The sequence below is a fragment of the Leisingera sp. ANG-M1 genome (assembly GCF_000813745.1).
In the GTDB taxonomy this organism is placed as follows: domain Bacteria; phylum Pseudomonadota; class Alphaproteobacteria; order Rhodobacterales; family Rhodobacteraceae; genus Leisingera.
The window spans coordinates 106,871-119,906 of the sequence record NZ_JWLC01000010.1 but is presented as its reverse complement, the minus strand read 5'-3'; the positions used below and the strand labels follow the sequence as shown (position 1 = coordinate 119,906).

14 protein-coding genes are annotated in these 13,036 nt (G+C 64.4%); 5 read left to right on the top strand and 9 right to left on the bottom strand.

Features of this window, described 5'->3' with window-relative positions:
- Positions 1-80: 80 nt before the first annotated feature.
- A complete protein-coding gene (locus RA19_RS09360; protein ID WP_039161926.1) occupies positions 81-1,289 on the top strand; it encodes a trans-sulfuration enzyme family protein in 1,209 nt (402 codons plus the stop codon).
- 106 nt (positions 1,290-1,395) lie between these two features.
- Here the strand turns inward: RA19_RS09360 and RA19_RS09355 are convergent, their stop codons facing one another.
- The 5 genes from RA19_RS09355 to RA19_RS09335 all read right to left on the bottom strand — a co-directional run bounded on the left by RA19_RS09355 (position 1,396) and on the right by RA19_RS09335 (position 6,073).
- Positions 1,396-2,436, bottom strand: coding sequence for a HesA/MoeB/ThiF family protein (locus RA19_RS09355; protein WP_039161924.1), 1,041 nt, complete (start codon positions 2,434-2,436; stop codon positions 1,396-1,398).
- Entirely contained in the window at positions 2,436-2,891 is a 456-nt protein-coding gene (dut, locus tag RA19_RS09350) for a dUTP diphosphatase (protein ID WP_039162067.1), read from the bottom strand. Before dut ends, RA19_RS09355 begins: the two co-directional genes overlap by 1 nt.
- A 37-nt stretch (positions 2,892-2,928) precedes the next feature.
- Positions 2,929-4,125, bottom strand: coding sequence for a bifunctional phosphopantothenoylcysteine decarboxylase/phosphopantothenate--cysteine ligase CoaBC (coaBC, locus tag RA19_RS09345; RefSeq protein WP_039161922.1), 1,197 nt, complete (start codon positions 4,123-4,125; stop codon positions 2,929-2,931).
- Positions 4,126-4,361: 236 nt separating this feature from the next.
- Positions 4,362-5,198, bottom strand: a complete 837-nt coding sequence (locus RA19_RS09340) for a ChaN family lipoprotein (protein ID WP_039161920.1) — start codon at positions 5,196-5,198, stop codon at positions 4,362-4,364.
- Positions 5,195-6,073, bottom strand: coding sequence for an RNA polymerase factor sigma-32 (locus tag RA19_RS09335; protein WP_039161917.1), 879 nt, complete (start codon positions 6,071-6,073; stop codon positions 5,195-5,197). The genes RA19_RS09340 and RA19_RS09335 overlap by 4 nt, the downstream gene beginning before the upstream one ends.
- 277 nt (positions 6,074-6,350) lie before the next feature.
- On the opposite strand from RA19_RS09335, the gene cobU reads away from it, so the two are divergent.
- From cobU to RA19_RS09315, 4 genes are all read left to right on the top strand, one after another.
- Positions 6,351-6,869 carry a bifunctional adenosylcobinamide kinase/adenosylcobinamide-phosphate guanylyltransferase gene (cobU, locus tag RA19_RS09330; RefSeq protein WP_039161916.1) on the top strand — a complete coding sequence of 173 codons (519 nt, stop codon included), beginning with the start codon at positions 6,351-6,353 and terminating at the stop codon, positions 6,867-6,869.
- On the top strand, positions 6,866-7,447 hold the full coding sequence (locus tag RA19_RS09325) for a histidine phosphatase family protein (RefSeq protein WP_039161913.1): 582 nt from the start codon (positions 6,866-6,868) through the stop codon (positions 7,445-7,447). The genes cobU and RA19_RS09325 overlap by 4 nt, the downstream gene beginning before the upstream one ends.
- A gap of 58 nt (positions 7,448-7,505) precedes the next feature.
- A complete protein-coding gene (locus tag RA19_RS09320) occupies positions 7,506-8,189 on the top strand; it encodes a glutathione S-transferase (RefSeq protein WP_039161911.1) in 684 nt (227 codons plus the stop codon).
- A gap of 114 nt (positions 8,190-8,303) precedes the next feature.
- Positions 8,304-9,806, top strand: a complete 1,503-nt coding sequence (locus RA19_RS09315; protein WP_039161909.1) for a YifB family Mg chelatase-like AAA ATPase — start codon at positions 8,304-8,306, stop codon at positions 9,804-9,806.
- Positions 9,807-9,879: 73 nt separating this feature from the next.
- Here RA19_RS09315 and RA19_RS09310 read toward each other — a convergent pair whose 3' ends face one another.
- The 4 genes from RA19_RS09310 to rsmI form a co-directional block, all read right to left on the bottom strand.
- Positions 9,880-10,788: an alpha/beta hydrolase fold domain-containing protein gene (locus RA19_RS09310; protein WP_039161907.1), complete on the bottom strand. Its 909-nt coding sequence runs from the start codon at positions 10,786-10,788 to the stop codon at positions 9,880-9,882.
- Positions 10,788-11,723, bottom strand: a complete 936-nt coding sequence (gene gshB, locus RA19_RS09305; protein WP_039161905.1) for a glutathione synthase — start codon at positions 11,721-11,723, stop codon at positions 10,788-10,790. The genes RA19_RS09310 and gshB overlap by 1 nt, the downstream gene beginning before the upstream one ends.
- 71 nt (positions 11,724-11,794) lie before the next feature.
- Positions 11,795-12,169, bottom strand: coding sequence for a YraN family protein (locus tag RA19_RS09300; RefSeq protein WP_039161902.1), 375 nt, complete (start codon positions 12,167-12,169; stop codon positions 11,795-11,797).
- A gap of 3 nt (positions 12,170-12,172) precedes the next feature.
- The gene (gene rsmI, locus RA19_RS09295; RefSeq protein ID WP_039161899.1) at positions 12,173-13,030 is read right to left on the bottom strand and encodes a 16S rRNA (cytidine(1402)-2'-O)-methyltransferase; all 858 of its coding nucleotides are present in this window, start codon (positions 13,028-13,030) and stop codon (positions 12,173-12,175) included.
- Positions 13,031-13,036: the final 6 nt, after the last annotated feature.

Genomic DNA, 13,036 nt, shown 5'->3' with positions numbered 1-13,036 from the left:
GGGAAAGCCAGGGCGCTGCAATTGGGCTTGCAAAGCCCGTACAGAACTGTCCAGATTTTGCAGAACTTCAGGAGGATTCGATGGCCAAGGGCGACATCTACAAGGGCATTCAAACCACCGCGATCCATGCCGGAGAGGCACCGGATCCGGCCACCGGCGCTTCGGCACCGCCGCTGCATATGTCCTCGACCTTTGTGACAGAGAATGTTGCCGGGTTTTCGGCGCATGACCTTGGTGAAGATCCGGCTTATCTTTATGCCCGCTGGAGCAATCCGAATGTGGCCGCGCTGGAAGCAAAGATTGCTGCGCTGCAAGGGACCGAAGATTGCCTGTGCACCGCGTCGGGTATGGCGGCGGCGGCGGCGATCTTCCTGACGTTCCTGTCAGCTGGCGACCATGTGATCGTGTCGGATGTGTCTTATGCCGGCGTTGCTGAGCTGGCGCGGGACACGCTGCCGCGGATGGGGATCGAGGTTTCTGCCGTGAACCTGTCGGATCTGGAAGCTGTTTCTGCCGAAATGCGGCCCAACACCAAGCTGATCCATTCGGAAAGCCCGGTGAATCCGATCCTGCGGCTGACGGACTTGAAGGCCGTTGCAGACATCGCCCATTCCGGCGGTGCCCTGCTGAGCTGCGATGCGACCTTTGCCTCGCCGCTGGGGATGGACACGCAGGCGCTGGGGGTTGATCTGGTGATGCATTCAATCACCAAGTACATCGGCGGCCATGGCGATGCAGTGGGCGGGGCGGTCGCTGGTTCTGCCGAACTGATCGGAAAGATGCGGCTGGAGGCTGCGATCCATCACGGCGGTGTTCTGTCGCCATTCAACGCCTGGCTGATCTCCCGCGGCATGAGCACGCTGCCCCTGCGGATGAAGGCGCATGAGGCAGGCGCCCAGGCGGTGGCGGAATGGCTGGAGGCACATCCCCGGGTCACCCGGGTGATCTATCCCGGCCTTGCCTCGCATCCGCAGCGGGAACTGGTGCAGACGCAGATGTCCAATACCTCGGGCATGATTGCCTTTCAGGTAGGAGATGTGGCTGCGGGCCGGGCTGCGGCTCAGAAAATGATCGAGCAGCTGCAAGTCATTCACTATGCGGTGTCGCTGGGCCACCATCGCTCACTGGTGTTCTGGATGGAAACGGCAGGACTGATGGACACTTCCTTCCGCCTGGATCCGGCACAGGAGGCGGACTACCGCGCCTATGCGGGCGACGGCATTTTCCGCCTGTCAACCGGCCTGGAGGATGCAGAAGACCTGATTGCCGATCTCGACCGGGTTCTGTAACCGCGCAGCTCTCCCGCCCCCGGGCGCGTGCATCAAAGATGCCCGTCCCTGCGTTGGGCCCGGCCGCGCGCCTGGCGGCGCGCGGCGGATTCGCCGGACACTCCGGTCAGCCTGCGCCGCAGACCGGGCAGTCCGCGCGGGGGGACAGGCGGATTTTCCGTGTTTCGCCATAGAGCCCGTCATAGATCAGCATCTCGCCGCGCAGCACTGCGCCTGCACCGGTGATCTGCTTGACCGCTTCCACGGCCATCATCGAACCGACAACGCCGGGCAGCGGACCGATCACGCCCGCCTCGGAACAGCTGGGAGCAAGGCCCAGCGCCGGCGCTTCCGGGAAAATGCACTGGTAACAGGGGCCGCCTTTGGCCGGGTTGAAGACGCTGAGCTGGCCTTCCCACTGCGACAAGGCTCCGGAGATCAGCGGCTTCCCCAACGCCGCCGCCGTGCGGTTGGCCAGGTAGCGGGTTTCGAAATTATCCGTGCCGTCGAGGATCAGGTCATACTCCGCAAACAGCCCGGCTGCGATATCTTCGGTCAGCCGGCGGTTGTAGGGGCGGACCTCGACGTGAGGGTTCTGCGCTTCCATGGCAGCTTGAGCCGAAAACACCTTGGGCTTGCCGATATCCTCGTCGCGGTGGATCACCTGGCGCTGCAGGTTGGCATTGTCGACCACATCATCGTCGACGACGCCAATGATCCCGACTCCGGCCGCCGCCAGATATTGCAAGGCTGGCGCACCCAGCCCGCCTGCACCAATGACCAGAACCCGGGCCTTTTTCAGCTTCTTCTGCCCCGGTCCGCCCAGTTCCCGCAAAACGATATGGCGGGCATAGCGGTCAAGCTCGGTTTCGGTGAAAGTGCTGGCGGGCTGGCTCATCGGGCTGTCCTGAGGCTGGGCGCGGGATTTCAGAGACGCCACGATACGCGCATAAAACCCGGCCGCAAGCGCCAAGCCGCCCAGCAGCAGCCACGAGGACACAGAACCGCCGGTGCCTTCGCGCAGCGGGTGCCCCGCGGGCAGGGTCAATTGAACCGTGATCACCGCTGCAAAAAGCACCGCCAGTACGGCGATGCGCAGATTGCGCGGCAGGCCGAGGAAGCGCCCGCCCCACCAGACCAGCGCCGCGAGAAAGAGGATGCGCAGCATCAGGCTTTGCCGGTGGAGCCAAAACCGCCCGCGCCGCGGGCCGTGCCGGAGAGCGCACCTACCAGCTCAAACCGCGCCTGCAGCACCGGCGCCACCACCATCTGGGCGATGCGGTCGCCATGGGCGATGTCAAAGGGCTCCTGCCCCGCATTCAGCAGGATCACCCCCAGCGGGCCGCGGTAGTCGCTGTCGATAGTGCCCGGGGTGTTGGGCAGGGTAATGCCATGTTTCAGCGCCAGGCCGGACCGGGGCCGGATCTGCACCTCGTAACCTGCGGGGATTTCGATACGCAGCCCTGTCGGCACCAGCATCCTTGCACCGGGGGCCAGCGTCAGTGTCTCCCGGTCCGGGAAATTGGCCCGGATATCCGCACCCGCCGCGCCGGACGTCTCGTAAGAGGGCAGCGGCACATCCCGGTCCGCGCCCTCATCGTGGATCACACGGATGACAACCATCACTGTTCCTCTTTCATCTTTCCGGAAATACTCAAATTCAGCCGGCCAGCGCCGCAGCGATCCGCTCGGCCAGCTTGCGGGCGACTTCATCCTTGCCCATGCGCGGCCATTCCTCAGCCCCGTCTTCCGAGATCAGGGTCACCGCATTTTCGCTGCCGCCCATGATGCCGGTGCCGGGCGAAACATCATTGGCGACGATCCAGTCACAGCCCTTGCGCTTGCGTTTGGCGGTGGCGTTGTCCACCACGTCGTTGGTTTCCGCAGCAAAGCCGACCACCAGCCCCGGGCGGCCTTCTTTCATTTGCGAGACGGTTTTCAGAATGTCCGGGTTTTCGGCGAACTCCAGCACCGGCAGCCCGTCCTTGGATTTCTTCAGCTTCCGGTCCGAGGCGCTGGCCACCCGCCAATCCGCCACCGCGGCGGCAAAGACGCCAGCATCCGCTGGCAGCGCCGCCTGCACCGCGGCCTCCATTTCGCGGGCGCTTTCCACAGCCACCACCTGCACCCCTTCAGGCGGGCGCACCGCTGCCGGGCCCGTGATAAATACCACTTCAGCCCCCGCTTCGCACAGAGCACGGGCCACTGCTGCCCCCTGCGCCCCGGAGGAACGGTTTGCGATGTAGCGGACCGGGTCGATCGGCTCATGGGTCGGGCCGGAGGTGACAAGTATGCGCTTGCCCCTCAGCGGGCCGTCCGTGAGCCTGGCGGCAATGGCCGCGAGAATTTCTTCGGGTTCGGCCATCCGGCCCGGACCGAATTCGCCGCAAGCCATGCTGCCCTCGTTGGGGCCTGCAAAGGAAACACAATCCCCTTTGAGCGTCTCGGCATTGCGCCGGGTTGCAGGATGCTCCCACATGCGGACATTCATTGCAGGCGCCAGCAAGACCGGAGTATCGGTGGCGAGCAGCAAGGTCGACGCGAGGTCATTGGCGTGCCCCTGCGCCATCTTGGCCATCAGATCCGCCGTTGCCGGGGCAACAACCAGCAGATCGGCGCTGCGCGACAGCTGGATATGGCCCATGTCCGCCTCGGAGGTCAGGTCGAACAGCTCCTGATGCACCGCAGTTCCGGCCAGCGCCGAAACCGACAGCGGCGTGACAAATTCTGCACCGGCCTTTGTCAATACCGGGGTCACACGGGCGCCCTGGTCCTGCAGGCGCCGGATCAGCTCCAGCGACTTATAGGCCGCAATGCCGCCACCGATGATCAGAAGAATATGTTTGCCAGCCAGCATTTCTGCACCCCTGCCCCAGCTTGCTCCCGGATTCAGGCGACTTTACTGCGCTGCAGCGGCAGAGGGAAACGGTTTTCCCATCCTGCTCAGTCATACATCCCGGTATCAGCGGCTCCTCCCGCCCCCGCGCGGCACGGGCTAAGGCCCCTGCCCCTGGCGGCGTTGGGCCGGGCGCCGGGCTGCGCCCGGCGCGGTTGCGCGCAAAAGCAGCCCGCTTGCGGGGGTACCCAAGGCTTTCAGCCGCTGTTTCTGAAGGCCAGGCAAGGGTCCGGGCGCTCCACTGGCGCGGAGTCGAGAACACGGTCAAAGACACCTGAAATGCTGCCGCCCTCGCTTTGCCCCAGGCTCACGACCGTCAGGGACGGGCGCGCCTTGGCGAGATAGACCGGCAGCCCGCGATCGCTTCTGGCGTGCCCATTGCCGGTGATCACCGCCACCGGGCCGCCGGTGTCCTTCAGCGCCGCTTCTGCAGCCGCCACCAGCGCCGCGTCGCGCAGCCGCTGGAAATCCACCAGCACCGGCAGCATTTCCGCAGGCATGGCATTGCAATGATTGGCCAGCTGGTCTGCCTCGCGTGCTGCCTGTTCGGCTGCGGGCAGAGGCTGGTCCAGGCCGAACCGGGCCGCAGCCTTAGGGCCGAAATAGACAGCCACGCCCTGCTGCAGCGCCGAGGAAGCCTCGGCACGCGGCACCAGGGCACCATACTGGCGGGCCCCATTGGCGGCCGCGAAGACCGGTGCGTAGAGGCTGAAATCCGGCCAGCCGGACTGCGCCCAGTCCAATTGCCCGGCCACATAGGCAGGCTCATCCAGTCTGCCCGTATCAAGCCCGGCCGCCTGCGCCTGGGTGATCATCTCCCAGACCACGGCCTTGGGCTGCAGCGCCTGCAGCAGTGCGGCCTGGTTCAAGTGGTGCTGCGGGTTGTCATGCACCTCGCCGAGAACCATCACGTCCGCGCCGCGCATGGCCTGGACCGCTGCCTGCAATCCTTCAGCCCGGGCACCGGACAGGCAAAGCGCCGCCAGAACGGCGGCGCTTGCGATCATTTTCAGAGTTTGAAACCGCTTTCTCATGAAAGCAGTCTGTGCACCTCGCGCGATTGGCTTTCAAGGCATTTGCGCATTTTCTGGAAGGCACCCGCCTCCAGCTGGCGCACCCGTTCCTTGGAGAGGCCCAGCTCTGTGCCAAGGCTTTCCAGCGTGCGCGGCCGCTCGCGCAGCTTGCGCTCGGTGATGATGAAGCGCTCGCGCTCGTTCAGCGCCTGCAGCGCCGACACCAGCCATTTGCGCAGCTGGCGGCGGTCATGGCGCTCCTGCACCAGTTCCTCGGCCTGGGTGGCGTCATCCTCCAGCGCGTCGATCCATTCGCGGCCCTCCTCGTCGGTGGACTGCACCGCGTTGAGCGAGAAATCCGCCCCCGACAGACGCCCCTCCATCATCTCGACGTCGCGCAGCGGCACGCCGATTTCAGAGGCAATCTTCTGATGCAGCTGATGGCGGTCCAACCGCATCCCAGCCGTCCGCGCCTCGCGCTCCAGCTGCGCCTGCACCCGGCGCATGTTGAAGAACAACGATTTCTGCGACGAGGTCGAGCCGGTGCGCACCATCGACCAGTTGCGCATCACGTAGTCCTGGATCGACGCTTTGATCCACCAGACCGCATAGGTCGAGAACCGCACCCCGCGGTCCGGATCAAACTTGTCGGCAGCCTTCATCAGGCCAAGGCCGGCCTCCTGGATCAGGTCATTCATCGGCGCGCCGTAACGCTTGAACTTGGCCGCCATGGAAATCGCCAGGCGCATATAAGCGTTGATAAGACGGTGCAGCGACTTCACGTCGCGGTCGTCGCGCCAGGCATAGGCCAGGCGCAATTCGGTTTCTGCATCCAGCAGTTCCGCCTTCATCGCCTGTCTTGGCAATGGGTTTTCGAGTGTATGATCAAGTGCCATGTGTTTTCCCCCCGGAAACTAATTAACAAACTGCCGCCTGGGGACGCGTTTGGAACAATTGGGGGCCCGGATCTTCCGCAGGCCCGCAGCATCAGCGCAGGATATGGCTTTTGGCCCATCCTCGGGCCAAAACCGCTAAAGAAAAAATGTGTTTTGGCCCCTGCGCAGACTTTCCCGGCCTTAAAAATTGGAACCCCGGGACACTGCGGTCTCTTGTCTTCACCGGGCCCTGCGGTTACCCACAGGAACGGCTTCGGTACTTACAGGTTAGCAAAAAATGCCTGCAAATGTAACTTTTATTCTGGGGGGGGCCGCCTCGGGCAAGTCGGCCTTTGCCGAGCAGGTTTGCGTAAACACTGGAAAAGACAGAGTTTACTGGGCAACTGCACAGATTTTTGACGCTGAAATGCGCGAAAAAGTGTCCCGACATCTGCAACAAAGGGGTGCCGGCTGGGCCACTGTTGAGGAGCCAGAAACCGCTGCCAGCGTTTTGACGCCCTTGGGGCCGGGGCAAATCTGCCTGATGGACTGTGCCACCATGTGGCTGACCAATCATCTTCTGGCAGAGCATGATCTGGAGGCTGCGCAAACGGAACTGCTGTCGGCCATGGAAAGCTGCAAGGCGGATCTGGTGATTGTCTCCAACGAAACCGGCCTCGGCATCGTGCCCGAGAACAAGCTGGCACGCCGCTTCCGCGAGGCGCAGGGGCGGCTCAACATCGCACTCGCTGCGCGGGCGGACACCGTGGTGCAGGTCACCGCGGGCTTGCCGCTGGTTCTGAAGGGGGCGCTATGATCACCCGGCTGTACCTGATCCGGCACGGGCCGACCCATGCCAAATCCATGGTTGGCTGGTCCGACCTGCCTGCTGATCTGTCAGATACTGCCGCGCTGGAGCGCCTGTCGGCCTATCTGCCCGCCGACGCGCTGGTGGTCTCTTCGGACCTGTCCCGGGCGGCAGACACCGCTACCGCCATCCAAGGCAGCCGGGACCGCCTGCCACATGTGCAAGCCTTGCGCGAGATCCACTTTGGCGCCTGGGAGCTCAGGACCTGGGCCGAGGTCGATGCCGAGGATCCCGAGCGCATCCGCGCCTATTGGGAAACACCCGGCGATGTGACCCCGCCCGGCGGCGAAAGCTGGAACCAGGTTTGTGCCCGTGTGGATGCCGCCATTGACGGGCTGATTGCAGCGCACCGGGGGCGCAATCTGATCGTTGTGGGGCATTTCGGGCAGATCCTGACCCAGATCCAGCGGGCGCAGGTGCTGACGGCAGAAGAAGCCTTTGGCCATAAGATCGACAATCTTTCGGTCAGCGAAGTTGCACAGGGGCCGGATGGCTGGCAGTCCGGCGCGATCAATCACCGCCCGTGAACGCACCTATCACAAACATTCCATTTTGAAATGGAATACAAGACAGTAGCCTGCTGCCATGGCTTATGAAATCTATATTGGCGATCGCATGTTCTCCAGCTGGTCATTGCGCGGCTGGCTCATGCTCGAGAAATTTTCCCTGCCCCATTCCGTGCATATGGTGGGGCTCTATTCCGGAACCATGGCAGCGGACATGGCGCACCTGGCTCCGGCCCGTCTGGTGCCCGCCCTGCGCACCTCCGAAGGCACGGTGATCGGCGAAAGCCTCGCCATTGCCGAGACGCTGGCCGAAAACCATCCCGAGGCAGGCCTGTGGCCGGCAGACCCGGCGCTTCGGGCCACCGCCCGCTGGCTGGCGGCGGAAATGGTGGGCGGCTTTGCTGCCCTGCGCGGCGAATGCCCGATGCAGCTAGCGCATATGTACGAAGGGTTTGAGGTTTCCGCCGCGGTGAAGGCGGATCTGGAGCGGATCGAGACGCTGTTTGCGCACGCCCGTAATCTGTCCGGCCAAGCTGAGGGCTATCTGTTCGGCGCCTATTCGCTGGCGGATGTATTCTACACACCTGTGGCGGCACGCATCATGGGCTATGGACTGCCGGTTTCTGCCGCAACCCGGGCCTATTGCAAACTGCTGCTCTCAGACCCGGCGGTATTGCGCTGGCAAGAGCAGGCGCATGAGGTCAGCTATGACCCGGAGCCTTACGCACGGGACCTGCCGCGGCGCCCCTGGATGCTGGATTAAAACGCGCGCCAGCGCGAATTCTGCGTGAATTCGCTTCTGGCCGCAGCCCGCGTTAACGACTCGGAAACCACGATTGCCAAGCATTTCTCCCAGAACCGCAGGAGGCTGGGAGAAATGACAGCACGTTCCTACACCGTAGCATTCCAAGGGGTTGAGGCCCGCGTGGTCGAGGTGCAATGCGCCGTCGCCCCCGGTCTGCCTGCCTTTTCCGTGGTTGGCCTGCCGGACAAAGCCGTCTCCGAGGCGCGGGAGAGAGTACGGGCCGCCTTTGCAGCAATGTCCATAGCGCTGCCGTCGCGCCGGATCACCGTAAACCTGTCGCCCGCTGACCTGCCCAAGGAAGGCAGCCACTTCGACCTGCCCATTGCGCTCTCCCTGCTGGCAGCAATCGGCATAATCCCGGCAGAAAAGGCCGAAGAAACCATCGCTCTTGGAGAATTGTCGCTGGACGGCAAGCTGATGCCCGTCACCGGCGCCTTGCCCGCTGCGGTCACTGCAGCGGAAGAAAACCGGATGCTGCTGTGCCCGAAACTTTCAGGACCGGAGGCTGCCTGGGTTGATGCGGCTCAGGTCATTGGCGCCGCCGCGCTAACTGAAGTGGTGCAGCATTTCACCGGCCAGCGGCGCATCGAACCCTCAACCCCCGGTGTGGCGGTGTGCAGCCATGGCGGCAAGGACCTGCGGGACGTTAAGGGCCAGGAGCAGGCCAAACGGGCGCTGGAGATTGCAGCCGCCGGGCGGCACCACATTCTTATGGTCGGCCCGCCTGGCTCGGGCAAGTCGATGCTGGCGGCCCGGCTGCCCTCGATCCTGCCGCCGCTGTCACCGGCCGAGGCGCTGGAAACCTCAATGATCCATTCCTTGTGCGGGCTGATTGAGGAAGGCGGCATCAGCCGGATCCGCCCCTTCCGCGAGCCGCATCACACCGCTTCGATGGCAGCAATTGCCGGCGGCGGGCGGCGGGCGCAGCCAGGTGAAATCAGCCTCGCCCACAATGGTGTCCTGTTCCTGGACGAGCTGCCGGAATTTGGCCGTTCCGTGCTGGAAACCCTGCGTCAGCCGCTGGAAACCGGCGAGGTGATGGTGGCCCGCGCCAACGCTCACATCAAATACCCCAGCCGTTTCATGCTGGTGGCTGCAGCCAATCCCTGCAAATGCGGCTATCTGGCGGATGCGAACCGGGCCTGCTCCCGCGCCCCCGTCTGCGGTGCGGATTACCTGGGGCGGATATCCGGGCCTCTGCTCGACCGCTTTGACCTGCATCTGGACGTGCCGCAGGTGGATGTGGCGGCCCTGGAACTGCCGCCCAGCATTGGCGGCTCAGCCGAAACGGCGCAGCGGGTAGCCATTGCGCGGGAGATGCAGGCCGCGCGGTTCGCCGATCACCCGGGCCTGCGCCAGAACGCCGACGCCGAAGGCGCAGTGCTGGAACAGATCGCAGCCCCGGACAGCGAAAGCCGCGAACTGCTGATCCGTGCTGCTGAGCGCTTTGGCCTAAGCGCACGCGGCTATCACCGGGTGCTGCGGGTGGCGCGCACAATTGCTGACCTGGCCTGCGAAGACCGTGTGATGCGCCAGCATATTGCCGAAGCTCTGAGCTTCCGCCTGCCGGTCTGAGATGTGCCCCGCCGGGCCCTGACGCCCGGCACGCGCCCGCCCGCCGTGCAGCGGGCGCGTATCCCCCTTGCGGTTATGGCGTCCGGCCGGCGGCAAAAACCGAGGCCGCAAACTCCGCCGCCTCCTCCAGCGCCGCCTGCCCTTCCGGCAGATGGCCGGCCATGAATTGCCAGACATGCGGCACATTCCGCCAGATGCTGAGCCGCACCTGGCCGCCCGCCTGCTCCAGCGCTGCAGCCATGCGCTGCGAATCCGACAGCAGCACTTCGGTGCTTCCGGCCTGGATCAGCACCGGCGGCGGATCAGGGAAGGCGGCAAACAGCGGCGAGGCGCGCCCGTCCGCAGGATCGGCACCCGATAGATACTGATCAACGGCTTCCTTCATCCGCCCAGCCGGGATGATCACATCCTTATCCCGGTTGCCCTGGATACTGGTTCCGCTCAGTGTCAGATCGCACCAGGGGGAAAAGGCAACAAGGCCCGCTGGCCGCTCATTGTGTGCCAGGAGCCCGGCCAGCAAGGCCAGCGCCAAGCCGCCGCCCGCGCTGTCACCTGCCAGCAGGATATCCCCTGCCTCATAGCCAGAGCCGCGCAGGTAGTGCCAGGCCGCCATGGCGTCCTCAAAAGGCGCTGGGAAGGGCGCGTCCTGCATCAGCCGGTAATCCGGCACTGCAATCTCCAGCCCGGCGGCCAGCGACAAGCGGGACAGCATCCCCTGATAGGCACGGGCGCTGCCCGCCAGATAGGCGCCGCCATGCAGGAACAGGATGATCCGTCCCCCGCGAGGCCTGCCCGCGGAAACCAAGGTTAGCGGCAGCGGCGCGGGCCGCGGCAGCAGCCGGGTGTGGGGCAGAGCCGGGTAGAGACGCGGCGCCATCAGCTCGAACACCCGCCGCGCCAGATCCGGACTGCTGGTGTGCTGCAGCACCGGCTTCATGCCATAGCGCATCCATGCGTTTATGGCCCGGCGCTGCCAGCTCATCAGCTGATCTTGGCTTCGATCGCCTGCCAGACCTTTTCAGCGATGTTGACGCCGTCAAAGCGCTCCAGCTCCTGAATGCCGGTGGGCGAAGTCACATTGATCTCGGTCAGGTAGTCGCCGATTACGTCGATGCCGACAAAGATCTGGCCCTTTTCGCGCAGCAGCGGGCCGATGGCGGCGCAAATCTCCAGATCGCGCTCGCTCAAGCCGATCTTCTCGGGCCGCCCACCCACATGCATGTTGGAGCGGGTCTCGCCTGCCGCGGGCACCCTGTTGATCGCGCCAACCGGCTCACCGTCGACCAGGATCACCCGTTTGTCACCATTGCTGACATCGGGCAGGAACTTCTGCACGATCAGCGGCTCGCGGCTGAAGCCGGTGAACAGCTCATGCAGCGAGGTGAGGTTGCGGTCGTTGGCATCCAGCCGGAACACGCCGGCGCCGCCGTTGCCGTAAAGAGGCTTCAGGATCACATCGCCGTGCTTTTCCTTGAAGGCCTTGATGGTCTGCAAATCACGGGCGATGGTGGTCGGCGGCGTCAGCTCCGGGAAGTTCAGCACCAGCAGCTTTTCCGGATAGTTGCGCACCCAGAACGGATCATTCACCACCAGTGCCTGGCCCTTCAGCATGTCCAGAAGGTGGGTCGAAGTGATGTAGTGCATGTCAAACGGCGGGTCCTGGCGCAGCCAGACCACGTCGAAATCCGCCAGATCCGCCTCACGCTCTTCACCCAGCACTGCCGGTGTTCCGGCCACCCTCTGCACGGTCATATCCTGCCCCCGGGCGGTGATGCGGCCTTCCTGATAGGCCAGATGGTCGGGGGTGTAGAAGAACAGCTCATGGCCGCGCGCCTGAGCTTCCTCGGCCAGGCGGAAGCTGCTGTCCGCATTGATGTCCACGCCCATGATAGGGTCCATCTGAAAGGCGATTTTCATGGCAGTATCCCTTGTAAACTGCACGAATACATGGCCCAGCGCCGCCCCGGGTTCAATGGGTCAGGAGCAGATCACTCCATCCCAAAGGCGTTTTCGATAATCTCAACCGCGCCGCTGCCGTCCACCAGCGCCGCATCAAAGCGCACCGGCGTCAGCTGCCCTTGCGGTTCGTTTTCCAGATATTGCCCGGCACTGGCATAGATGCGTTCCACCTGGCGGGGTGTGATCCGCAGAGCGGCGGCGCTGCTGGTGGCGCTGTGCTTTACCTCGACAAACACCAGTTCATCGGGCCCGCGCAGGATCAAGTCGATCTCGCCTCCAGCCCCCTGCCAGCGGCGCTCGGCCACGGTATAGCCGCAGGCTTCGTAATGGCGGGCGACGATCTCTTCCGCGGCCTCACCGGACAGATGCGCGCGGGCACCGCGGTGCTGACGGGGGCCGGCCAAGCCTCAGCCGCCTTTGGCCAGCTGCAGGGCGAGCTGATAAACTTTGCGCCGCGGCAGCCCGTGCATTTCCGCGACGATGCCCGCTGCGTCCTTCACCGAATTGCTTTGCAAGGCCGCCTGCAGGTCGCTTTCCAGATCGCCCTCGCTCACCTCGGCTTCCTGCGCACGGTCGACCAGCAGCACGATCTCGCCTTTGACCGGGCTCTCTTCCAGCCCGGCAGCCAGATCGGCCAGCGGCGCGCGGCGCACCTCCTCGAATTTCTTGGTAAGCTCCCGCGCCAGCGCCGCCGGGCGGTTGCCGAGCACCGCGGCCATGTCGGCCACCGAAGCGGCAACCCGTTTGGGTGATTCATAGAAAATCAGCGTGCCGGGGATTTCGCGCAGCTCCTCCAGCCGCTTGCGCCGGGCTCCGGAAGCATTGGGCAGGAAGCCTGCAAAGAAAAACGCATCAGACGGCAGCCCCGCCAGGGTCAGAGCCGTCGCTGCAGCCGAGGCTCCGGGTGCGCAGGTGACCTTGTGGCCTGCCTCAGCCGCCGCCCGGCTAAGGTCATAGCCCGGGTCGGCAATCAGCGGCATCCCGGCCTCGGATGCATAAGCGACGGATTTGCCTTCGGTAATCGCATCCAGCAGTTTGGCCCGGGCACCGGCGCCGCTGTGATCATGGTAAGCGACGATCCGCCGCCCGCCCAGGGGCACGCCGTGAATCTCCATCAGCTTGCGCAATGAGCGTGTATCCTCGGCGGCAAGCACATCGGCCGAGGCCAGCACGTCCAGCGCACGCAGGGTAATGTCGCGGGCGGTGCCAATCGGCGTGGCAACAAAGTAAAGCCCGGGAGACAATATGACATTCTGGTGATTCAACGCTGG